19 protein-coding genes are annotated in these 22,827 nt (G+C 38.3%); 2 read left to right on the forward strand and 17 right to left on the reverse strand.

Annotated elements, in window-relative coordinates; all coding sequences use genetic code 11:
- Positions 1–14 precede the first annotated feature (14 nt).
- From LEUM_RS09465 to LEUM_RS09515, 11 genes are all read right to left on the reverse strand, one after another.
- The gene (locus LEUM_RS09465) at positions 15–2,180 is read right to left on the reverse strand and encodes a YhgE/Pip domain-containing protein (protein ID WP_011680486.1); all 2,166 of its coding nucleotides are present in this window, start codon (positions 2,178–2,180) and stop codon (positions 15–17) included.
- A gap of 93 nt (positions 2,181–2,273) precedes the next feature.
- Positions 2,274–2,753: a 23S rRNA (pseudouridine(1915)-N(3))-methyltransferase RlmH gene (gene rlmH / locus LEUM_RS09470; protein ID WP_011680487.1), complete on the reverse strand. Its 480-nt coding sequence runs from the start codon at positions 2,751–2,753 to the stop codon at positions 2,274–2,276.
- A 630-nt stretch (positions 2,754–3,383) separates the two neighbouring features.
- Positions 3,384–4,523 (reverse strand): S1C family serine protease, encoded by a 1,140-nt coding sequence (locus LEUM_RS09475; RefSeq protein ID WP_011680488.1) that lies wholly within the window; start codon positions 4,521–4,523, stop codon positions 3,384–3,386.
- A 60-nt stretch (positions 4,524–4,583) separates the two neighbouring features.
- On the reverse strand, positions 4,584–5,387 hold the full coding sequence (gene yycI / locus LEUM_RS09480; RefSeq protein WP_010289058.1) for a two-component system regulatory protein YycI: 804 nt from the start codon (positions 5,385–5,387) through the stop codon (positions 4,584–4,586).
- 56 nt (positions 5,388–5,443) lie between these two features.
- The gene (locus LEUM_RS09485) at positions 5,444–6,736 is read right to left on the reverse strand and encodes a hypothetical protein (protein ID WP_011680489.1); all 1,293 of its coding nucleotides are present in this window, start codon (positions 6,734–6,736) and stop codon (positions 5,444–5,446) included.
- Positions 6,726–8,591, reverse strand: a complete 1,866-nt coding sequence (gene walK, locus LEUM_RS09490) for a cell wall metabolism sensor histidine kinase WalK (protein WP_041775298.1) — start codon at positions 8,589–8,591, stop codon at positions 6,726–6,728. Before walK ends, LEUM_RS09485 begins: the two co-directional genes overlap by 11 nt.
- Before the next feature lie 67 nt (positions 8,592–8,658).
- The gene (yycF, locus tag LEUM_RS09495) at positions 8,659–9,366 is read right to left on the reverse strand and encodes a response regulator YycF (RefSeq protein ID WP_010281559.1); all 708 of its coding nucleotides are present in this window, start codon (positions 9,364–9,366) and stop codon (positions 8,659–8,661) included.
- A gap of 108 nt (positions 9,367–9,474) precedes the next feature.
- Positions 9,475–10,455 carry a ribose-phosphate diphosphokinase gene (locus tag LEUM_RS09500; RefSeq protein ID WP_011680491.1) on the reverse strand — a complete coding sequence of 327 codons (981 nt, stop codon included), beginning with the start codon at positions 10,453–10,455 and terminating at the stop codon, positions 9,475–9,477.
- 104 nt (positions 10,456–10,559) lie between these two features.
- Positions 10,560–11,057 carry a thiol peroxidase gene (gene tpx / locus LEUM_RS09505; protein WP_002815705.1) on the reverse strand — a complete coding sequence of 166 codons (498 nt, stop codon included), beginning with the start codon at positions 11,055–11,057 and terminating at the stop codon, positions 10,560–10,562.
- 99 nt (positions 11,058–11,156) lie between these two features.
- Positions 11,157–11,969, reverse strand: a complete 813-nt coding sequence (locus LEUM_RS09510; RefSeq protein ID WP_010289308.1) for a Cof-type HAD-IIB family hydrolase — start codon at positions 11,967–11,969, stop codon at positions 11,157–11,159.
- A gap of 107 nt (positions 11,970–12,076) precedes the next feature.
- On the reverse strand, positions 12,077–13,006 hold the full coding sequence (locus LEUM_RS09515; RefSeq protein WP_242824522.1) for an isocitrate/isopropylmalate family dehydrogenase: 930 nt from the start codon (positions 13,004–13,006) through the stop codon (positions 12,077–12,079).
- A gap of 99 nt (positions 13,007–13,105) precedes the next feature.
- Between LEUM_RS09515 and LEUM_RS09520 the strand changes: the two genes are divergently transcribed.
- Positions 13,106–13,498, forward strand: coding sequence for a RidA family protein (locus LEUM_RS09520; RefSeq protein WP_002815709.1), 393 nt, complete (start codon positions 13,106–13,108; stop codon positions 13,496–13,498).
- 35 nt (positions 13,499–13,533) lie between these two features.
- Here the strand turns inward: LEUM_RS09520 and ilvA are convergent, their stop codons facing one another.
- The 4 genes from ilvA to ilvB form a co-directional block, all read right to left on the reverse strand.
- Positions 13,534–14,799, reverse strand: a complete 1,266-nt coding sequence (ilvA, locus tag LEUM_RS09525; RefSeq protein ID WP_011680493.1) for a threonine ammonia-lyase IlvA — start codon at positions 14,797–14,799, stop codon at positions 13,534–13,536.
- A gap of 71 nt (positions 14,800–14,870) precedes the next feature.
- Positions 14,871–15,914, reverse strand: coding sequence for a ketol-acid reductoisomerase (gene ilvC, locus LEUM_RS09530; RefSeq protein WP_011680494.1), 1,044 nt, complete (start codon positions 15,912–15,914; stop codon positions 14,871–14,873).
- 36 nt (positions 15,915–15,950) lie between these two features.
- A complete protein-coding gene (locus LEUM_RS09535) occupies positions 15,951–16,196 on the reverse strand; it encodes an ACT domain-containing protein (protein ID WP_010296022.1) in 246 nt (81 codons plus the stop codon).
- Entirely contained in the window at positions 16,196–17,908 is a 1,713-nt protein-coding gene (gene ilvB / locus LEUM_RS09540; RefSeq protein WP_011680495.1) for a biosynthetic-type acetolactate synthase large subunit, read from the reverse strand. The genes LEUM_RS09535 and ilvB overlap by 1 nt, the downstream gene beginning before the upstream one ends.
- 318 nt (positions 17,909–18,226) lie before the next feature.
- Here ilvB and LEUM_RS09545 point away from each other — a divergent pair, with 318 nt between their 5' ends.
- Complete coding sequence (locus LEUM_RS09545; RefSeq protein WP_011680496.1) at positions 18,227–19,018, forward strand: ABC transporter ATP-binding protein; 792 nt, start codon at positions 18,227–18,229, stop codon at positions 19,016–19,018.
- Between the two features lie 412 nt (positions 19,019–19,430).
- On the opposite strand, the gene LEUM_RS09550 is transcribed toward LEUM_RS09545, so the two are convergent.
- Together LEUM_RS09550 and LEUM_RS09555 are read right to left on the reverse strand one after the other, a co-directional pair.
- Positions 19,431–21,872 (reverse strand): phosphoketolase family protein, encoded by a 2,442-nt coding sequence (locus LEUM_RS09550; RefSeq protein ID WP_011680497.1) that lies wholly within the window; start codon positions 21,870–21,872, stop codon positions 19,431–19,433.
- Between the two features lie 186 nt (positions 21,873–22,058).
- Complete coding sequence (locus LEUM_RS09555) at positions 22,059–22,787, reverse strand: GntR family transcriptional regulator (RefSeq protein ID WP_011680498.1); 729 nt, start codon at positions 22,785–22,787, stop codon at positions 22,059–22,061.
- Positions 22,788–22,827: the final 40 nt, after the last annotated feature.

Raw genomic sequence — 22,827 nt, forward strand, 5'->3', positions numbered from 1 at the left:
CGACTGCTTTTAAATTAATGCTTAAAAGTTAACTGATTATGGTTTAATTTCATTTGGTACACAAACCATGTTAGTACCATTGATATCACTCCTAAGGATAACAATACAGTTAAGTCTGATGCAACACTGCCACCCATAGAAATTGTTTCGCGGAAGGCATGGACAGAGTAACTCATTGGCATCCATGGATGAATTGCCTCAAAAAAGCTGTTTGACAACTCAATAGGATAAGATCCTGCACTAGCACTCAGTTGTAATACCATCAAAACCAGCATAATCCCTGACCCTAGTTTACCAATTAGCACATTAAACAAGACAACAAACTGATTGAACCCAAAGGATGCTGCTAAGGCTACAACAAATGTCATCGCTGGCCGCTGCGCTTCCATGCCATCCACTAAGAAGAGTAAACCAGTCATAATCAGTGCTTGTCCAATAAAAACTGGCGCATTAATTAACTGCTTATTAGCCCACCATGTGAAACCATTTTTTGGCTTTTTAGAAACCGTCATGAAATCAAATATGGTCGTAAATGTGATCATACCAACAAATAACCCAACAGACATCATATATGGCGCCATTCCAGTTCCGTTGTTAGGAACCTTTGATAAATTAGATGATTTTTGCTTGACTGGCTGTGATAATGCTACCACATTTGATTTCTTATTGTGTATAGCTGACAATTTCACAGCACCATCAGCTAATTTATTCGCTAAAGTGGTTGCACCAGTACCTGCCTGCTGTAAGGCCTCACTAGCTTGATTTTCACCAGTAAGTAACTGTGTCGTGCCATCATTTAATTGCGAAACACTACTATTAAGTGTATCGTTTTTGGCGGCTAACTGTCCAAGTCCTGTAGTTAATTGAGATGATCCTTGCGCTAGCTGCTGAGCACCTGGTACTGCTTGGTTAGCTATTCCTTGGCTGACAGTAGTTAAGCTGTCATTTAGTGTTTTAATGGCTGTTTGCGCGCCTTGAGTGGCAATGGATCCTTGTTGACCGAGTTTCTGTAATTCTGGAATTTCTGCCTGCAACGCTTGTAATTGTGGCAACATAGCTTTTAATGTAGTTAATTGATTTTGAATTGTAGTGGCTGCTGTTGCACTTGATTGCACATTTTCAGCCAAATCACTTAATGCTGCTTGATATTTAGCAGCAACAGTAGGATTTTCTTGTAAAAATTTTTGGAAATCAGCATCTTGAGCTAATGCTTTGAAAGCAGCTGCGTCTTTCCCAGCGCCAGTTAATCCAGCTGACAGCTTTTCGGACGCTTCGTTAAGCTTTGTTGAATCAACAGTTACCGTTGGTGATTCAACCTTACTTAGTTTTTGCAAGCCCTGTGTCAGTTGCGTCAAGCCTGTATCAAGCTGCTTTAAATCAGCCGCCTTAGCACTTTGCTTTGTATTAATCTCGTCAGAAACCTTTTGGAGCTGTGTGGCAAGTTGTTGAGCACCTGAAGTTAACTGCTGAGCACCAGTATTAGCGGACGACACGCCATTTGTATACTGTGACAAGCCCGTTGCCAACTGTGAAGTACCAGTTTGGAGCTGTGTTGTACCATCTTGCAATTTTTTAGTACCATCTTGTAATTGTGATAAACCACTCCCAAGTTGTGTAGCACCTTTAGATCCCGATTGAAAACCTTTTTTTGAGGAGGCTGTTGCATTTAAAATTGTTTTATTATAAACACCTTGCAGTGATTTTGAGACATTTGCCTGTACTTTATCAGCCGCGGAAGCCGTTAATTTTTCAGCAATGAATCCTTGCCCTGTATTATGCGCAATTTTAATCTCAGGCTTGACTGGCTTAGCATCCAACAGCGTACCTGAATTCTTAGTAAAGGACTTCGGTATCGTGATGGTCATGTAATACTTTCCAGATGCAAGTCCTTTTTTAGCTTTTTCAGCCGAAGTCTTAGTTAATTTTAATTGCTTGCTGTCAAGCAATTTTTTAGTTAAATCATCGCCTATATTCTGTGACTTTCCATTAATCTTTGCGGTCTTATCTTGATTAACAATCGCAACTGGAAGATGGTCCACTCTACCATAAGTATCCCAAAGTGACGACAAAAAAATGACTGCGTATAAACTCGGAATGAGTGTAATACCAACCAATAATAATGGTAACCCCCTGATTTTTCGAACACGGTTCCATTCTGAATTCTCAAAAAACTTCCTCATACTTCGCACTCTTTCGTGTATATTTTTTATCTATGGATATATTATAGACACGGAAAGATGAAAATGCAACAATAGTTTTCATTTTTTTACATGTTACTTATGATACGGTGATCCTTGTTGAATCATAAAAGCACGATAAATTTGCTCAATCAGTACAAGGCGCATTAATTGATGTGGCAAGGTCAGCAACCCAAAGCTCATCTTTAGGTTCGCCCTTTGCTTGATTGCCTTAGATAATCCAAGAGAACCACCAATAATAAAAGTAATGTCCGAATAGCCATTAACCGCAATGGCTTCAAGTTTTTGAGAAAATTCCTCGGAAGGAAACTGTTTCCCTTCTATTGCTAGCACAATAACATAATCACGCGAACCAATTTTCGCTTGAATTCGCTCCCCTTCTCTAGCCATAATTTGATTATTCTGTGCTTCACTAGCATTTTCCGGCGTCTTTTCATCAATCAACTCAACTACTTGAACTTTACAAAAGCGAGATAATCGTTTTGTATACTCCGCAATGCCTTCTGTTAAATACTTTTCCTTTAGTTTACCGACCGTGATTAATTTAATATTCATTTCAAACCTACTCTTTACAATTTCTTAATATTTTTGGTTGATTACCTATATTCATTATATCCGATGTTATCCACACGAACAAAAAAAATATTTTTTTCTGAAAAAGCTTTTATACCAACTCTTTTCGCTGTTCGCTTTTTAAGTTATCCACTGTTTTTTTTAATTTCAAAAAAAATGTGGATAACTTTATAAACGTTATTTTACTCTTATTTAGACAAATTATAGATATTTTCCCGCAAGTTATCCACAGTTATCCACAAAGTTGTACACAATTGTGGATAAGCACACGCGTTCGACTAATGTTTAAAGTAAATTTTCTTTACATTGTTCGGAAAATATATTCTAAATAGCATTGCATCAGTGTTATTTCTTTAATCGCTTCAATACACGAACATTGCTGATATGCGTCTAAAAACTGCCCATTTTTCCCTAAATATTGCCTAAAATTATCAATATTTATTATTTCTTATAAAAACAAAGCACTTATCCACGAATTTAAACGTCTTTTCCACATTTTCTGGTATTTAGTCCACAAATTGTCAACATTTTCAGCTTGTTTTCAACATTTACAGAAAATACATATTTTTTAATAAAAGTCAAACAAGGGTAAAGAAAAAGCTAACATTTTTGTTAGCTTGCTAATTTCTGTGTTAATTTAACCTTGACGGTTTGCTTAGTATCCTGATGATAATAAGTCAATGTTATTGTGTCCCCAAGCGAATGCTTGTAGAGTTCTTCTCGCAGATCAGCCTGTGAGCTGACCTTTTTACCATTAATGCCAACAATAACGTCGTACTTCTTCAATCCAGCTTTATCTGCTGGGCCATTGTTAGTCAAACTCATTACAACAACACCACCAGTAACGCTATCTGGAATTTTCAATGTTGATTTTTGCTCAGAAGCTGTTACTTCTGACAAATTAATCAAACTAATGCCAATTGCTGGTCGTGTGACTTTACCATCTTTGACTAATTTGTTAACAATGTCAACGACTTGATCAGAAGGAATTGCAAAACCCATCCCCTCAACGCTCGTTCCAGAAGAAGATGTTGATAACTTCATTGAGTTAATACCAATAACTTGTCCTGCAAAGTTGATTAATGGTCCACCTGAGTTACCAGGATTAATAGCAGCATCCGTCTGAATAACCGTGGATCCACCATAATTTTGACCATTTTCAGATGTTGCCTCAACTAACCTTTTCTTGGCCGAAATGATGCCTTGCGTCACTGACGAAGCATACTCAGATCCCAGCGGCGAACCAATTGCCAAGACGTTTTCACCAACAGTTATTTTACTTGAATCGCCAAATTGTGCAGTTGTTGTAACGTCTGTGCCGTCGATTTTCAGAACAGCTAAGTCAGTCATCGCATCTTTGCCGACTAATGTAGCGGTCACTTTCTTCCCACTGTGCAGCATAACTTGAATTTTAGCCGCTCCAGTGATTACGTGATTATTCGTTACAATAAATGCCGATCCATCCGTTTTTTTATAGATCACGCCAGAACCTTCTGACGATTCTTGATAACTACCTTGACTGGATTTAGTAAAGTTCAATACAGATACAACTGCATCTGATACCTTATTATAAGCTGATGTAGCAGTTGCATTCTTGGCAATCGTTTTTGTACTTGTTGCTGTCGTACTCACTTTTTGATTTTGATTTTGTAACAATTGTACACCCTGCTGCCCATACAAAATTGCTCCTCCACCAACAACACCAGCAATGACGCCAGTTAACAACGTTTTTGTTAATGCTGGTTGTACCATTAGTCACCTCTCGACTATATTTATTTTATTTTATCAATTTGAAGTTAAGCAAAAATTAAATTATTCTGATAAATTGTCGCTCGTAAAGGCATTGATTTTCAAAATCCCTGTACTGCCATTTGCGTGTGTTACAACAAATACCCATACCGGTAAATAAATGTCATAGCCATTAACCTTTACCGATGTATCATATGATAGAGCGCCTTTTGATAATTTATCACCACTATTTAGCTCATTGAATTTATAGAGAGCGACAATTGCGGCTTCCTCTGTAATTGTTGCACGTTCATCGCGCAATACTGTAACCTTAGTTATTTTAGTTTGTGTAAAATCAGTTACCTTACGGTCTTTATCTTTGTTAAAGATCATCAGCCCTTGTTTAGCGATGACCGGCAAATTATCAATATACTGAGAATAGGTTACACGATTTTTCACATTAACTTTAGACAGAATAGGATTATATCGATATCCTGCATTACGCGCTATCTTTGACGCCTCAACGTCATCCGCCGCAGCTTTCTTACCACTACTGCTACTACTAGTATTCCCTCTACCTAGTTGCGATGTTTTATTGAAAGTCACGTAGAGCGTCTGATTATTAATATTTGCATTGAAGTTTGACAACTTATCAATCGTTGACATTAAACTATTTGATCGTTTACCAGCTAAATAACTAGCATAAGTAACCGAAGTACTAAAGTTAGCTACTTTTATTTTTTGATTTTTAATCTCACTAATGATATTCGCATTGGCGTCGGTTACTTTAATACTTGGTCTCTGATTACTACGCCACCAAAAAAAGAGAAACACGTCCAAAAAGATGAATAACATCGTCATTAATATTTTTAGTCGTCTAAATTGCATAAAAACATATTTCTCCTTTCATAGTTTTCAGAACCCTGAATCATCCTGATTGGAAACTATTCTCGATTAGCTAGAAACGTATTGACGCTCATCCAACCCGTTGGCGTTTCAATCATCCATGTAGGATTCATGTTGACTGAAACGTTATTTTCTTTGTTAGCCAACCATTCATAGCCTGGTGCAATAGAATAATACTCACTACTTTTGACACCAGCTTGTTGTAACTTAGCCAAAACATCTGCTGCTTTTGGTAAAGTAACATCTTCTTGCGTATTAGGAACCGGCACACCCAACTCATTTAGCGAATAGGTGCTTGTTAGGTTACCGTATTTATCTAACGTCATATGAATAGCACCAGTTTTTGATTGGTAATAAACTGGTAGCCCTTCAACAAACGTTCGATAAGTAATATCCTTCCCATTATCACGGCTCTGGTAAAAGCGCGTATCAGAGAGATCTAACTGTAACAAATTAATTTGCGAAAAACCGACATTCAACCGATTGTAATAGCTGCGCTGTAATGTACCAGTCGTTCGATTATCTGTAAAGGTCACTGTTTCTAAATCTGGATCATAAATGATTTGTTGATTACTGTATTTATTAGTATAAATTTTTTTATTGTTCTCAGTGGTCTGGGTTAACTGATTTGTAGTCCCTAAGAGTGCTGATACATAAGTCGTTGGATCACGATGATTCACTAAATAAGAGTACACAGGTAATTTAAACTCTTTTGGGTAGTTCAACATCACATGTCCGTTAACCACTTTAAAGTTTACCGTTAAAGCTTTGGGCAACCGAGCAGCGACCTTCCATGCCTCAGTTGTATCAATTTTGCTAATAGTAACTGTCGTAATCGTTTTAGACTGTGTATTCACAAAATATGCTTTTTTAGAATGGTTAAGTGGCACAACAACATAGTTAAAGTTAAAACTTTTATGCGTTGATACACGCTGAGAATAATAAGAATTAAAATATTCAATTGGCACAACGTCTGGATAGTGATACAAGGCAGTTTGCGTTTTATCCAGTAATTGACTAATCTGCTTATTAGTTGCTTTTCTTTGCGTAGGATTCGTCATTCTAGAATTTGCTAAATACTGATGAATACTTTTATATTGCGCATTCGTGGTGTGCATAACCATATGCTGTTTGCCACTTTTATCATTCACAATGTAGTTCGTAGGTCTAAACAACTCGGAAGCTTGTTGCGATTGTTGATCCGTTTGTGTTGGCGCCTCTTGACTGCCTGCTGAAATGAATATTAATGCAGTTAGTACAATAGAAACAATAATAGCAATCGTCAATAAAATATTGATCATAACGCCTTGGACTGATCGATTATTCTGCATCCCAATCGTCCTCCGGTTCTTCGTCAACATAAGCTAACGAAATATAGAAGGTAGAGCCCTTATTTTCAACTGAATCAACCCAAATACGACCATTAAACTTTTCAACCACTTCCTTAGAAATAGCCAATCCTAGCCCTGTTCCACCCTGCGCACGGGACCTTGATTTATCAACTCGGAAGAAACGATTAAATATATTATCCAAGTCTTTTCTTGGAATGCCTAGCCCTTGATCAGAGATGCTTAAGATTGCACGTGTTTTTGTCTTAATCAGTCGGGCTGTTATGGTGCCGCCGTCTGGTGAATATTTCACCGCATTATTCATGATATTGTCTAATACCTGAGTAAACTTGTCCGGATCAACTTCAACCCAAACATCTTCCTTGGTAAATTCACGCAAAATATTATAGTTTTTAGTGATTGTGTTTTCGTTTTTAGCGTCACTTTCCAAAATCATATCAAAACGATTCAAAACAAAGTTAAACAAACTGTTTAAATTAATAACTTCTAGCTTGACCTCCATCGTGCCTTGATCTAGACGCGATAACTCCAACAAATCATTAATCATTCGAATCATACGCTGTGTTTCATCTTGAACAACACCCAAAAAGTTTTGTGCCATTTCTGGGTCATCAATAGCGCCTTCTGCCAAAGCATCCACATAGGATCGAACTGAAGTCAAAGGTGTTCTTAATTCGTGCGATACATTGGAAACAAACATACGCCGTTCAGAATCTATACGTTGTTGCTCGGTAATATCATGTAGGACCACAACTAATCCAGAAATAAAACCAGATTGGCGTTTAATCAAAGAAACATAGATCTGGACTAACAGTTCTTTACTATCATCTGATAAGTCTACTCTAAAATCATTTAGATTTTCCAATATATCACGTAATGTACGTTTGCCCTCCAAACGTAAGAGACTAACAACATTTTGTCCAAGGGCATCTTCCCGGTTAACCCCTACAAAATCTGCTGCAGCCTGATTAATAATGGTGACTTCACCACGACGATTAGCCGCTAAAACACCATCCGCCATATGTGTCAAAACCGAATCCAAACGATTACGCTCCGCATTGACTGTTTCTGTTGACTCTTCGATACGCGTAGATAGATCATTAACCGATAATGCCAATTGACTTAACTCATCAGAACCATAAATGTGATTCACCATCGAGTAATCACCTTCAGCGATTTTAGTCGTCTGTTCACTGATTTGTTCAATTGGTCTTGTCAAGGTTCTTGCTAAAAATAGGGCCAGTGCCACACTGGCAACTAGTGCAATCAAGCCAGCAATAATAAACAGTCGCATGACACTGTTTATATTCTTATATACTGGCAATAAACTGGCTTTTACAACAATAACACCGGAGACGTCTTTTAATCTCCCCGTAGTCACCCCTAGAGGTGTCGTCATGATTTCTTTACGCTCGCCGTTTTCATTGATCGTTCGAGTGGCAACATACGACTGGTCCCCAGCAAGCGCCTTTTGTGCATTAATGTCGGTCGTTTTTTGGCTGATCGTTTGCTGACCTGATACAGAAGTCGTTCCTCGAATTGTTCCAGTTTTATCAATAACTTGTACTTCTTCAATGTTGGTATTGTTTAATCCTGACAAAACGTCTTGGATTTCATGATTGCCTTCATCAGAGTTACTATTACGTAAAGCAGTGTTAATTGGATCAGTAACATATTTAGGTAAGGTGATCTGTTGTTGGAATGTCCTTAAGTTCTGACGTTCCATTTGGCGTACGAAAAAAGCACCCAAAAGTTCGAGTGCGATAATCATTAGCAGCACAAAAACAAGTGTGATGCGAAAACGAATAGATTGGAAAAATTTAGTAATTGACGTCATCTTCATTATGCTCAATGGCGAGCATTCTTCCCCTCATTATGTACGCGTAAACTTAAATTTCATTCATTTATTCTTCTGATGGGCGTAAATAATATCCGACGCCACGGCGTGTTGCTAGCCAATTAGGATGGCTAGGATTGTCTTCAATTTTCTCACGTAATCGTCGAACCGTAACATCTACTGTACGTACGTCACCAAAATAATCATAGCCCCAAACTTGCTGTAACAAGTGTTCACGTGTCATCACCTGTCCAATATGTTGTGCTAAATAATATAATAATTCAAATTCACGATGCGTTAACTCAATATCAGCACCATCCTTTGAAACCATATAGGCTTGGGGATGGATTACTAAATCACCTAAGTGAATATCTTCTGTACTATTAAAAGTCTCTTCAGAAGTTTGCGAAACAGACTTTCGACTTCGCAAATTAGCCTTAACTCGTGCAACCAATTCACGATTAGAAAATGGTTTAGTTACATAATCATCGGCTCCCATTTCTAAACCAAGAACCTTATCAATCTCACTATCCTTAGCGGTCACCATGATGACAGGCACATCTGACTTAGAACGGATTTGACGCAAAACCTCGATACCATCTACTTCTGGTAACATCTGATCTAGTAAAACCAAATCAGGATTTTCATCATTATACATATCTAATGCTTCTTGCCCATCCGCAGCGGTGACTACATCGTAGCCTTCTTTGGTTAGGTTAAATTTAATAATATCAGAAATCGGTTTTTCATCGTCCACAACTAATACTTTACTCATGGCAGAACTCCTATCGTATATGTGTCGTTTCTTTTCATTATAACATTTCGGGTAAACGAAAAGAACAAGCAATGTCACTTGTTCTCATAAAAATGCAACAATATTTTATTAATGTCCACGTCGGTAGAAGCGATTTTTAAACAAAGAACTAATCGCCTCATTTTTGCTAATACGGGTAATTGCCTCACCAATCAGCTCTCCAACAGAAACAATTTCTAATTTCTCAAATTTCTTATCTTCTGGTAAATTGATTGAATCAGTTAGAATAACTTTTTTAAACACTGAATTCTGTAGACGTTCAATGGCTGGCCCGGAGAAAACAGCATGCGATGCTACTACATAAACCTCTTTGGCACCGTGTTCCATAACAAGTTGAGCACCTTGCGTTATCGTTCCAGCAGTGTCAATCATATCATCAATCATGATAGCCGTTTTACCTTCAACATCACCAACAATGCTACCAACTTCAGCCACGTTTGGTTTTGGACGGCGCTTATCAATCACTGCAACTGGTGACTCAAGTTCTAACATATTATTCAAATTACGCGCGCGTGTCATCCCACCGTGGTCAGGGGAAACAACAACCGCATTTTTTTTATCAGCAATGCCTGATTCAATCAAATAATCTGCTAATAATGGGGCGCCTTGTAGGTGATCCATTGGAATATCAAAGAAACCTTGAATTTGAGCGGCATGAAGGTCTAATGCTAATACACGTGTAGCTCCGGCACGTTCTAACATATTAGCTACCAACTTAGCTGTGATTGGCTCACGAGAACGCGCTTTGCGATCTTGACGTGCGTAGCCATAATACGGCAGAACAACATTGATTTGATTTGCACTTGCACGACGCAATGCATCAATCATAATCAATAGCTCCATCAAATTATCATTCACAGGTGCTGAAGTCGATTGAATAACAAAAACATTATCGCCACGAATACTTTCCTCAATGTTAATTTGCACTTCACCATCAGCAAAGCGTTTAACGGAAATACGGCTCAACGGAACACCAACCGAATCGGCAATCTTTTGCGCAAGTGGTTCGTTTGAGCTGAGTGAAAAAAGTTTCAATTTAGGTTCTGGCATGTCTAACTCCGAGTTTTTATAGGTAGCTATTGTAGTATTACTGTATTCATTTTACCAAAAAAAACATTTAAATACAGGTCTTATTACAAGTTTTAAATAAGATATTATGCTATGACATTTGATAATGCTGTCAAAGCTGCATCATAATCAGGTTCATCAGAAATTTCTGGTACAATTTGCGAATAAAGGACCACGCCTGCCGCATCGATAATGTAAATCGATCGTGTGTCAAAACCAGTGTCTGGTACATATAACTTAGTTGCGTATCCAAATGATTCTTGCTCATCTGAAAGCATACGCATGTTATGTACCCCTTCAGCTGCGCACCAATCACGTTGCTCTGCTACTGTATTTGTGGAGATAGTCACAAAATTAACATCTGTATATTGATCCACAGCTTGGTTAAATCGACGTGTCTGTAATGAGCAAATATCTGTATTTAAATCCGGAACGACAGAAAGCAACGTCACTTTTCCTAACAAATCGGCCGTCTTAACTTTTTCATTGTTTTGATCAACTAATTTGAAATGAGGCACCTCATCACCAACTTTAAGGGGATCGCCTTCCAATGCAACTTTATTACCATTTAACAGAACGTTCATCTTTTTTGCCTCCTTGGCTTATATATCGGAATATTTTAAATTAAGTAATCTACACAGATTATAACTTCAGCTGTGTCAAAACTAAAATACAACTATCTTTTAAAGAACATATTCTTCTAGGGCCCGCGCTACACCGGAATCATTGTTTGTTGCTGTTTCGATGTCAGCTATCGTTTTAATTTTTTCAATTGCATTACCCATGGCAACACCTAATCCTGCGCGCTCAATCATTGAATAATCATTTTCTTGATCACCAATTGCCATTGTGTTTTTAATATCAACATTTAATGCTTTTGCCAGAGCTTCAAGTGCATTGCCTTTCGAAGCATCTTTGTTGATAAACTCTAGGTTATTGGCAGTTGACCGAATCACTGACATTTTGTCAGAAATACTTGTTGGCACATTCGCTTGTACGTTATCCAAATCGTCAGATTCAGCGTTGGCAATGCCCTTAATAATTTCAACATGCTCTAGCTCATTGTCATTATTAACAATATGTAACGGCAAATTTACAAGAGAATTTTCAAAACTAGCCCAACGATGGATTAAACGATTGGTCGTATAAGCCGCGAACTGATCCTCAGCTTGAATATACGTTTTTTGCTCACGCATAAAGGTATTTAGCTCTTTATACTCTGCTAAATCTAGTGCAGCATGAAACAAAATTTGAGAGCCATCAGCAGTTTGCATTAAGCCACCATTATGTGTAATGACATACTGTTCGCTGCCTACAATACCTAACTCGTCTAATATATTGCGAACACCAGGAAGTGGTCGACCGGTTGTAATAACAACTTTGACATCTTGTGCAAGTGCCTGTTGAACTGCAGATTTTACATCTAACGGAATTTGACGCTCATCGTTAATCAATGTGCCGTCAATATCGATAGACACAATTTTTATCTCTGACATGTTTTGACTCCATTTTTAGGGATACTATTATTATACCAAACAGCAGCGCATTCAAAACATTAATTTGTATATTATTAATTGCATTATAAACAACAAAAAATTGGTGATTAGACACCAATTTTTTGCAAATTATCATAATGTTTAAAACATTCTTTTAAAATAAGCTTAGCCGTATCTTCTCCAACTGCCATCATCAAATTCTTATCATCTACATTGATTTGTGGTAACTGATATAGCATTTGCCCGCTATTATTTTTCATAGATACCGGCACTGTTTCAGGTAGACCCGTAATTTTTTGGCTTTCTTCATTTAAAACCTGGTCAACCCATTTAGGAGCAACAACAACATCTAAGCTAGTTGGTTGCTGAATAATAGTTGATATCACACATGATAATGATACGTAGTTTACAACAACATCGGGATATATTTTAGCAATTTTTTCAGCAGTTAGTGCCCATATTTTTGATGTATAAAACGAATCAAAAGGGGTGACGACTGTGACCGCCCTTTTTCGATTCATCGCTCGCTCAAACCCCGCCGTGATAACTTGCTCAACTTCACGTTGTTCATACGTTATTGTGTCTTGTGCGAAATCATCGACCGAAATATTACCATCCACGTGATCATTAGCCCTCTTAGCACTTTGTACAATTATAAAATCCGTATCCCTGACTATTTGATTCTTGAGTGGTGAGGCATCAACATTATTATCAGAAATTTGAACTGCTTTGCAAGCAAGTGTGATGTTTAAATATTTTCTCAATGCCACAAGCGATTCTTGTACGCTTAGTAAACTATCCGTCCCTACCTCTTGGTTCAGTGCGCCAACCAAAATGCCATCATAATTCTTCAATTCGCGAAGCGTCTGGTTTGGTAACGGTTCATTAAATGAAAGTACTCCGTTGACACCAAAAGGAAGTTCCGTCACCTCGAATGCAGTTGAATCATTTACAGATGACTTAATGATTCCCAAGGCTCTGTCAATCACACTGCTAGATTCTTTATCGCCTTTTAATATTGCTAATTTATACATCATAATTTTTCCTTCTTATTCTCATCTTTTCGTTTTTTTATTCTACAAACATTGCATAATATATATTTTTAGATTAAAATATCAACCAGGAGGACATTATCCATGTCAAAGAAAGTCGTTTCAACAACTACAGCGCCCAAAGCACTCGGGCCCTATTCGCAAGCTATTCTAAATGACAATACATTGTACATTTCTGGACAAATTGGTATTGATCCAGAAACCGACGAATTTGCTGGCGCTACGACAGCCGAACAAGCACATCAAATTTTTGATAACATTGATAACATCTTACACGAAGCTGAATTTTCACGAAATGATATCGTAAAAGCTGCATTATTTTTTGATGATATTGCAGACTTTGCATTAGTTAATGATATCTACGCACAATACTTCGATACAACTTCTGTTGAGGAATTTCCTGCCCGTTCAGCCGTTCAGGTAGCTGCTTTACCTAAAAATGCTAAATTAGAAATTGAAATTACGGCGATGAAATAAAAACTTGATTTAATAAATCAAGTTTTTTTCTTTTCCTAAACTAACATATTGAAAAGCACAGTATTTTCTTGCAAATTGATATATTTTGGAAAAAAAGCTGCTAAACGGGCTGTTAAGTCATCTACTTTCGTAACAGGATCCAGCAGAATACCAACCATGACAGAGCCTGTTTCAGAGTTTATTTTTTTAGTATATTCAAAACGAGTAATATCGTCGTTTGGTCCTAAAACATCATTTACAAATTGCCGTAATGCCCCGGGTCGTTGCGGAAACTCAACTAAGTAAAACTGTTGGCGACCCTTATACATTAATGCCTTTTGTTCCATTTCTTGCATACGGCCGATATCATTGTTTCCACCAGAAACAACTAGAACGACGTTTTTCCCTACGATATCACTGGCCATAAAATCCAAACTAGCGATAGGCATCGCTCCAGCTGGTTCGGCAACTATCGCCTCATAAGTGTACAAGTCTAATACTGCTTGAGCAACCTTTCCTTCAGGGATAGCCAGCAGTTTGTCAACATACTGCTGTGCTTGATTATAGGTAAACTGACTGACACGCGCAACGGCAGCACCATCAACAAAGTGATCGATATTCTCGACGGTGGTAGGTTTTTGAGCTTGAAAAGCCGCTTTCATTGACTGTGCCGTTTCTGGTTCGACACCTACTACTGTGGTTTGTGGTGATACCTTTTTAGAATAGGTCGACAGACCACCGATTAAACCGCCACCACCAACAGAAGCAATCAAATAATCAACATTAATATTTTGCTCTACAGCATCTTCAAATACCTCAACCGCCACCGTGCCTTGCCCAGCCATGGTACGCCGATCATCAAATGGTGCTACAAAGAACATATTATGTTTTTCAGTGTATTCAAACGCTGCACTTTGTGCTTCGTCAAAGGTATCACCGACTAGGATTACCGTAACATATTGACCACCAAAACGTTTAACCGCTTCTACTTTTTGATTTGGTGTAATGACTGGCATAAAAATAGTTGCTTGTATCTTTAAATTATGACATGTATCGGCTACGCCTTGCGCGTGGTTTCCAGCTGAAGCAGCAACAACCCCATTATTGAGTTTTTCTTTCTCTGCCTTAATGATATTGTAGTAGGCACCACGAATTTTGAACGAACGAACCCGTTGCATATCTTCTCGTTTAAGATACACATTAGCTCTATATTTTTTTGATAGATAGTCATCATATGCCAATGGCGTATGCGTTACTACCTTTGACAAGACTCGATGCGCCTCATCTATTTCTTCAGCCGTTAGCTTTCCCTCAGTCGTCATGTATTCATCTCCAATTACTAATTCATTTTATGTACGAAAAGCACGCATTTCGGTCAATGCTTCTCATTTTGTTACTTTGCTGCTGAGAATTGCTCAGTATCTGCTGCTGTCGAGTACTTATCTGCATCTGAAATCCATGGCATCATAGCACGAACCTTCTTACCTGTTTGCTCGTACAAACCGCTCTTATACTCTGTCCGCATCTTTTCCAAATCCTTCAAACCAGAATTGTATTCTGCCAACCACTTCTTAGCATAAGTACCATCTTGGATATCCTTCAAAACATCACGCATTCCTTGCTTTGATTCTTCAGTGATGATACGTGGTCCGTTCAACATTTCACCATATTCACAAGTATTTGAGCAATCGTGTCTCATCTTCTCGAAACCACCTTCAAAGATCAAATCAACAATCATCTTCATTTCATGAGATGTTTCGAAATAAGCCAATTCAGGTGAGTAACCTGCTTCCACCAATGTGTTAAATCCTGCCTCAATCAATTGTGTTAAGCCACCACAAAGTACAGCTTGTTCACCAAACAAGTCTTCTGTTGTTTCTTCTTCAAAAGTCGTTTCCAAGATACCTGCGCGACCTGAACCAATACCTTTCGCATAGGCCTTGGCCACTTCAGCTGTATCACCCGTAGGATCTTGATGAACACCATACAAAGAAGGAATCCCACCCCCTTCAACGAATTGGCGACGTTCAATGTTTCCTGGACCCTTTGGCGCAATGATCATGACATTAATATCAGCATTGGGCTTAATCAAACCATAAACAATGTTGAACCCATGAGAAAATCCAAGGTAAGAACCTGCCTTAAGGTTAGGCTCAACTTCTTTCTCCCAAACTGCCGCTTGTAATTCGTCAGGGGTTTCCATCATAACAACATCCGCTTGTGCCGTTGCTTCAGCAGCTGAGTAAACTTCGAACCCATCTTTTTTAGCACTATCAAAAGATTTTCCTGGGCGCAATCCCATGATGACATCAAATCCTGAGTCGCGTAGATTATTCGCTTGAGCATGCCCTTGTGCACCATAGCCAATAACTGCAATCTTTTTGTTTTCCAATGGTGTTGTATCAATATCTTTATCATAAAACATTTTTGTAGTCATAATAAAATCCTCCGTGATTTTAAATTCATTTTCTAATTAATAATGGCAAAAACCATCATTTACCGTTAATACATCTAATTGCTTCAATAAGTTACGTCGTACTGTTGCTGTTTGTTTGTCATTTTGAGATTCAAAGATAAATGAAATTGTCGAAATCTTTTGATCTTCATCTGGCGTCACCATTAGTGATTTAATGTTCAGATTTAACCGTGTCAACACACTCGCAAACCTTACTAACAATCCAGGACGATTGTACACACGTGTTATAAATGTTTTATCCATTAAGCATCCTCCTCGGTAATCATGTCACGATAAGGCGCACCCGCATTAACCATTGGCAAAACCTTTACATCATCAGGAATAATTATTTCAATTAGTACTGACTTGTCCGATTGAAAAGCTAATTGCAAATCTTCAAGCATTCGCTCAGGCTTCTCAATTCGAACATAATTAATACCATACGCCTGTGCTAACTGATTAAATTGTGGTTGTGATTTGAAAACTGTACTAGATAATCGACCATTATAAAATAGTGTTTGCCATTGTCTCACCATTCCTAATGAATGGTTGTTCAACAATATGATCTTAATATTTAAGTCATTATCGTTTAAAATTGCTAGCTCTTCTGACGTCATTTGAAAACCGCCATCACCAACAAAAAGTACCACCTCTTTGTCCCGTCTTGCAAACTTCGCCCCAATCGCTGCCGGAATACCGTACCCCATTGTCCCCAAACCACCGGAAGTCAACATCTGGTAATTATTCTGGAATGGATAATACTGTGCTACCCACATTTGATGTTGACCAACATCTGTGACCACAACCGCCTCACCTTTAGTAACTTTGCCAACCGCTTGAATCACTGCTTGTGGCATAATCGCTGTTTCTGACTTCTGATAGTGAAACATTGAATCTCTTTTCGCTTGACGAATACTTTCTTCCCATTTTGACGTATCTGTCATTTTGGCATTTTTAATTTCCGTCAAGATTGCATTTAACGCATCGTCAGCACTAGCATGTATAGCGTGAGCGGTTGGTAGCACTTTCCCTAATTCCGTTTCATCAATATCAATATGAGCGATGGTTGCATGTTTTGCAAAATCATCAACATTCGTAACAACACGATCATCAAATCTCGAACCAATATTTAAAACAAAGTCAGCCTGGTCAACAGCTTGATTGGCTGCTATGGATCCATGCATGCCCACCATTCCCAAAAATAGTGGGTTTTCTGATTCAACTGCTCCGAGTCCCAATAATGTTGAAACAGTCGGTATGTGGTAGTGCTGTATAAGTATGCGTAGTAAATCTTGTGCATTTGATTTCAAAACCCCTGCCCCAGTAATAATAAGTGGCTGACGAGCTTTAGACAAAGCCGCTACTAATTGATGAATCTGAACAGCATCAACATCCGGTTTTTGCGTATCAATTTGACGTAGCCAGATATCAGCTTGACTTTCTTCAGTGTCCTTTGCCAACATCACGCTCTTTGGCAAATCAATTAACACTGGGCCCGGACGACCAGAAACAGCCACCTTAAATGCTTCTTCAACAATTAACGGCAATTCGCCAACTGTTCTAACTTGGTAACTCACCTTAGTTATTGAACTTGTAATTGACAAAATGTCTAACTCTTGAAAAGCATCTGAACCAATAGCTGCCGATCCTACTTGGCCGGATATCACAACAAGCGGTACAGAGTCACAAAACGCATCTGCTATACCAGTGACGGTATTTGTCGCTCCCGGACCAGACGTGACTAGAACAACACCTGGTTTCCCTGTAGCTTTAGCATAGCCTTCCGCAGCGTGAGCAGCTGCTTGTTCATGTCGAACAAGTATGTGCTTGATGTGCGATGATTCATATAGTGCGTCATATAGCGGTATAACAGCTCCACCAGGGTATCCAAAGAGACTATTAACACCTGCTTTCTCTAAAGAATCTAGTAGTATGTGTGCCCCATTTTTACCTTCGGTTAATACTACATTTTTCATAGCTTACTCCCTTCTTAAATTTATCAGCCACTTCGAAAATTAGTAAAATTAGATTTTGATTAACAAAGCAACAAGTGTATTGTGACAAATCGAATTAGTGCTGTCAACGTTGAAAACGGAAAAACCATGAAAAGAGAATGATATTAAAACTAATCATCACTTGGTACAACAGTATTTCTGAAATGAATATATAACTTTGGAATATTTAAGCCTATATAAAAACGGAATATTTTTAGTAATCACAGCAACTAACTAATTATAAAAATGATATTCTGAATCTATAATTTCATTTATTTTTAATACAAAGGAGAGCAGTATATGACAAATAATGCTGTATTATCGATGAAAAAGGTTTCGTTTGAACGAGACAAAATAATATTAAAAAATATTAATTGGTCTTTGCATAGAGGCGAAAATTGGGTGCTGATGGGGCTAAATGGTGCTGGAAAAACCACACTACTATCATTGATTTATGGTAATCATTGGGCAACAACCGGAAGCATAGAAGTTCTCGGAGAAACTTTTGGGAAGACAAATGTTTTAGCGTTGAAAAAACGCATTGGTCTCATTTCTACTGCCGTACAATCTCAATTTCCAGAACATCATCTAGCCCAATATATTGTATTGAGTGGAAAATTTGGTACCATTGGTATTCACAATGATTTTGAAAAAAATGACTTGAACGAAGCCATTGGACTATTAAAGAAACTAGGCGGGGATGAGTTAATTAATAAACCTTATCGCATTCTATCCCAAGGCCAACGACAGCTGGTGCTAATTGCCAGGGCTTTGTTAGGAAAACCTGAACTGCTTATACTTGACGAACCATGTAATGGTTTAGATTTATTCTCCCGCGAATTATTGTTGGAACAAATTAATAAGCTCGCTCAATTGCCTAATCACCCAACCTTACTATTTGTCTCCCACTACACCGAGGAAATTTTACCGATCTTTAAAAACATTATGTTGCTTAAACAAGGTGAAATTTTTGCACAGGGAACGCGTGATAAGATATTAACAGAAAACGTACTTTCTAATTTTTATCCCAAACCCATCAAAATATTGCCCATAACTAATAATCGTTTCGCAGTATATCCAGCCGAATTATGAAATTTAAATGTGAAGTTGACATTATATTTCTTATATGATTTAATTTAAGTTAAATAAAACGTCGGAGAAAATGCTATGAATAAGATCATATCAGCAACTACAAAACTCATTCTCAGCGTCATCGTCATTATTACCTAATGACAATGAGCTGATGTTTGTGCTGCTTATTGTCGTCTAAGACTATGAGCGGCTGATATGGTGATTTACAAAACCCCCAATTAGCTAACTAATTGGGGGTTTTTATTATTCATATTACGCTTACAATTTTGCATTGCAAATCAAAAAATAAAAGGAACTTATTAAGTAAAACTATGTGGCACTTTTACATGGTTTCGTTTAGTATGTAGTCAATTTAGCCATAAAAAAACCAACTATTAAAAATAATAGTTGGTTTTGATAAAATAATTTTAAATTACTTAAGTGGTGACCATGTCCAGTCAGTGAATTCTTCGATATCACGACCTTCGTTACGAGTAACTTGGAAATGCTTTGCCAAAGTATCATCCATCTTAGCGATGAATGTATCAGCAGCAGCTTGATCAATCTTACCATTTGCAGACAAGATTTCAGCAGCTTCCTTAGCTTGATGGAAGCGATCCAAGTGTGAATATACACGCATATCATATGTCGTTGTGATGTCACCATCTTCACGATATCCATGAACGTATACATCACCCGTGAACTTACGTTCGAAGAAGAATGATTCAATCAAGTTTTCATAAGCATGGAAACCGAAGATAACTGGTGTATCAGCTTGGAAATACTTGTTGAATTCTTCGGCTGATAATTCACGTTCATCATTCATGTTAGGTTCTGACTTCTTTTGCAAACGTAGTAATTCAACAACGTTAACATAACGGAACTTAACATCTGGGAATGCTTGGTTAATCAACCACAAAGCAGCCAAAGTTTCAATTGTTGGTTCAGTACCAGCAGATGCGAATGTAATATCAACATCACTAGAAGGTGCAGTAGAAGCCCAATCAATGATCTTCAAACCTTCGTTAGCCAATACTTCAGCTTCTTCAACTGTAAACCATTGTTGACGTGGTTGCTTAGAAGCAATCAACAAGTTAACCTTATGACGTTCTGAGAAAGCACGTTCTTGAACAGCCAACAATGAGTTACCATCAGCTGGCAAATATTCACGAATAAAGTTAGACTTCTTTTCAGCCAAGTGAGTCAACATACCTGGATCTTGGTGAGTATATCCATTGTGATCTTGTTGGAAAGCAGTTGAAGTTGCAATCAAGTTCAATGATGGATAGTCATTACGCCATGCTTGTTCTGAAGCGTGACGCAACCACTTGAAGTGTTGCGTAACCATTGTATCGACAACACGCAAGAATGACTCGTATGATGCGAAGATTCCAACACGACCAGTCAAAGTATATCCTTCAAGCCAACCTTCAGCTTGATGTTCAGACAATTGTGAATCAATAATGCGACCCGTAGGGCTCAACAATTGATCTTGTGGTTCCTTGATTTCTTCCATCCATTGACGTGGTGTAACATTGAACAATCCCCACAAACGGTTTGACATTGTTTCATCAGGACCGAAGAAGCGGAAACGAGTTGGGTTCAATTGTGAAACAGCACCCAAGTAGTTTGACAATGTTGCCATGTCCATATTGCGCTTGCTATCAGCGAATTCCTTACCACGTGTATCATCATTGATATCGTTAGCGAATTCTCTCCAGTTAGGCAACTTCAAGTCTGAACGATCAGCACCACCATTTGTAATAGGGTTAGCTGACATACGCTTGTCACCCTTAGGAGCGATAGCTTTCAATTCATCCTTCAAAGAACCATCAGCATTGAATAATTCTTCAGGCTTGTATGAGTTCATCCAGTCTTCGAATTCAGGCAATGTTGCAAGATCGTGTTGTTCAAGAGGCAATGGCACTTGGTGCGCACGGAATGAGTTTTCAATAGGATTGTTACTTGCATCGTGCGTTGGTCCACCCCAGCCCTTTGGCAAGCGAGCAATAATTACTGGCCATGCAGGGATTTCACCATCTTGATACTTACCATTTTCACGTGCATCATTTTGAATAGCTTGAATATCTTCAATAGCTTGATCCAAAATGTTTGCTGCAAGTTGGTGATATGTTGCGTAGTCATGAATATCATCGTTTTCGATGAAGCGAGGTGAATAACCCAAACCTTCAAAGAACTTTGTGATTTCTTCATCACTCATACGTGAGAAGATAGTTGGGTTTGAAATCTTGAATCCGTTCAAATCCAAGACAGGCAAAACGGCACCATCATTCTTAGCATTCAAAAACTTAATTGAGTGCCATGAAGCCATTGAAGGACCTGTTTCAGCTTCACCATCACCAACAACTGCGAAAGCAACTTGGTCAGGATTGTCCAAAACGGCACCAAAAGCGTGGCTCAATGAATAGCCCAATTCACCACCTTCGTGTAATGAACCAGGTGTTTGAGCTGTCATGTGTGATCCAATACCGCCAGGGAATGAGAAACGCTTGAACAAGTGGCTCATACCTTCGATATCTTGAGTAATTTCAGGATAATCTTCAGTATATGCGCCGTCTAAGTAAGCGTTAGTAACCATAACTTGGCCACCGTGACCAGGACCACCAACGTAAAACATGTTCAAACCATACTTGTTGATCAAACGGTTAGCATGTGCATACAAGAATGTCTGACCTGAGATAGTACCCCAGTGTCCGATTGGCTTAACTTTTACATCTTCAGCCTTGATAGGTGTATTAGTAACTGAGAACAATGGGTTGCTCTTCAAAAAGATCATCCCAGCTGACAAATAGTTAGTTGCGCGCCACCACTTATCAACAAGTTCCAAGTACTCTTTTGAATCGAAATCTGCCATGAGATTAAGTACTCCTTATTTTTTGCAAGAATCATAAACACCGTAAACCACGAACTTCTTCCGTTATTTACTCTTACAGTATAACCGATTACAGATTTTTCTTCAAGGGAAAAGGTTCAATTGGGTCAGGTTTTTAAAAAATGTGGTTGGCTTTTTAATTATATTGGAACGTACCAATGCTGTAACTTATTCGGAGTCTAAACTCACGAAGGCATTATAGCGAAGATACTTATAATGTAAACGCATTGTCGAAAATTCTAGCGGTGTTCCATCATCCATGAAGAAAATGCCTTCCATGATGCCGACTGGTTCGTTAGCAGTTAATTCTAGCAACTCTTGGTCCTCATCATTAGAAGGCTCAGCCATAATGGTCATAAACGACTTAGTTACCGTGCGGTGCTTTGTTTTTTCGATATATTCATAAACGGATCCGGAAACTATCGTTCTGTTCAGCCCAGGCAAAACATTGATAGGTACATAGCCTCGTTCAATCATAAATGGTACCCCTTCTAGTCGGCGTAACCGTTTAATTTCATAGACAAAATCTCCCTCGTTTAAAAAAAGGGCCTGTTGTTGTTCGGTTGTAGCCGGAATGACTTGAAAATCCAACAATTCAATGCTTGGCGCTTTTCCATCAACACGAAACGAATCAGAAACACCTAGGTTAGATCCTTCATGTTGGAAAATTGCATGGTTTTTTAGATAAAGCGGATTAACAAAGGTGCCACTGCCACGCTTTTTAAAGATAACACCTTGTTGCACCAGTACATTAAGTGCCCGTTTGATTGATGAGCGTGACACACCATATTGCTCAGCCAAAGAACGTTCGTCTGGTAATTTTAAGTTGGGAAATTCGCCCTGGTAAATTTTTTGTTTTAGATCCGCTTGTACGGTAACATAGATAGATTCTGACATAGTAATTATTAGTATACCACACATTGGTCAGACCAGTCAT

Source organism: Leuconostoc mesenteroides subsp. mesenteroides ATCC 8293 (assembly GCF_000014445.1).
GTDB lineage: Bacteria > Bacillota > Bacilli > Lactobacillales > Lactobacillaceae > Leuconostoc > Leuconostoc mesenteroides.

What these genes read in the sequence shown, in the direction of transcription:
- LEUM_RS09465 (WP_011680486.1), bottom strand. Translation starts at nt 2,180, where the DNA reads ATGAGGAAGTTTTTTGAGAATTCAGAATGGAACCGTGTTCGAAAAATC.
- rlmH (WP_011680487.1), bottom strand. Translation starts at nt 2,753, where the DNA reads ATGAATATTAAATTAATCACGGTCGGTAAACTAAAGGAAAAGTATTTA.
- LEUM_RS09475 (WP_011680488.1), bottom strand. Translation starts at nt 4,523, where the DNA reads ATGGTACAACCAGCATTAACAAAAACGTTGTTAACTGGCGTCATTGCT.
- yycI (WP_010289058.1), bottom strand. Translation starts at nt 5,387, where the DNA reads ATGCAATTTAGACGACTAAAAATATTAATGACGATGTTATTCATCTTT.
- LEUM_RS09485 (WP_011680489.1), bottom strand. Translation starts at nt 6,736, where the DNA reads ATGCAGAATAATCGATCAGTCCAAGGCGTTATGATCAATATTTTATTG.
- walK (WP_041775298.1), bottom strand. Translation starts at nt 8,591, where the DNA reads ATGACGTCAATTACTAAATTTTTCCAATCTATTCGTTTTCGCATCACA.
- yycF (WP_010281559.1), bottom strand. Translation starts at nt 9,366, where the DNA reads ATGAGTAAAGTATTAGTTGTGGACGATGAAAAACCGATTTCTGATATT.
- LEUM_RS09500 (WP_011680491.1), bottom strand. Translation starts at nt 10,455, where the DNA reads ATGCCAGAACCTAAATTGAAACTTTTTTCACTCAGCTCAAACGAACCA.
- tpx (WP_002815705.1), bottom strand. Translation starts at nt 11,057, where the DNA reads ATGAACGTTCTGTTAAATGGTAATAAAGTTGCATTGGAAGGCGATCCC.
- LEUM_RS09510 (WP_010289308.1), bottom strand. Translation starts at nt 11,969, where the DNA reads ATGTCAGAGATAAAAATTGTGTCTATCGATATTGACGGCACATTGATT.
- LEUM_RS09515 (WP_242824522.1), bottom strand. Translation starts at nt 13,006, where the DNA reads ATGATGTATAAATTAGCAATATTAAAAGGCGATAAAGAATCTAGCAGT.
- LEUM_RS09520 (WP_002815709.1), top strand. Translation starts at nt 13,106, where the DNA reads ATGTCAAAGAAAGTCGTTTCAACAACTACAGCGCCCAAAGCACTCGGG.
- ilvA (WP_011680493.1), bottom strand. Translation starts at nt 14,799, where the DNA reads ATGACGACTGAGGGAAAGCTAACGGCTGAAGAAATAGATGAGGCGCAT.
- ilvC (WP_011680494.1), bottom strand. Translation starts at nt 15,914, where the DNA reads ATGACTACAAAAATGTTTTATGATAAAGATATTGATACAACACCATTG.
- LEUM_RS09535 (WP_010296022.1), bottom strand. Translation starts at nt 16,196, where the DNA reads ATGGATAAAACATTTATAACACGTGTGTACAATCGTCCTGGATTGTTA.
- ilvB (WP_011680495.1), bottom strand. Translation starts at nt 17,908, where the DNA reads ATGAAAAATGTAGTATTAACCGAAGGTAAAAATGGGGCACACATACTA.
- LEUM_RS09545 (WP_011680496.1), top strand. Translation starts at nt 18,227, where the DNA reads ATGACAAATAATGCTGTATTATCGATGAAAAAGGTTTCGTTTGAACGA.
- LEUM_RS09550 (WP_011680497.1), bottom strand. Translation starts at nt 21,872, where the DNA reads ATGGCAGATTTCGATTCAAAAGAGTACTTGGAACTTGTTGATAAGTGG.
- LEUM_RS09555 (WP_011680498.1), bottom strand. Translation starts at nt 22,787, where the DNA reads ATGTCAGAATCTATCTATGTTACCGTACAAGCGGATCTAAAACAAAAA.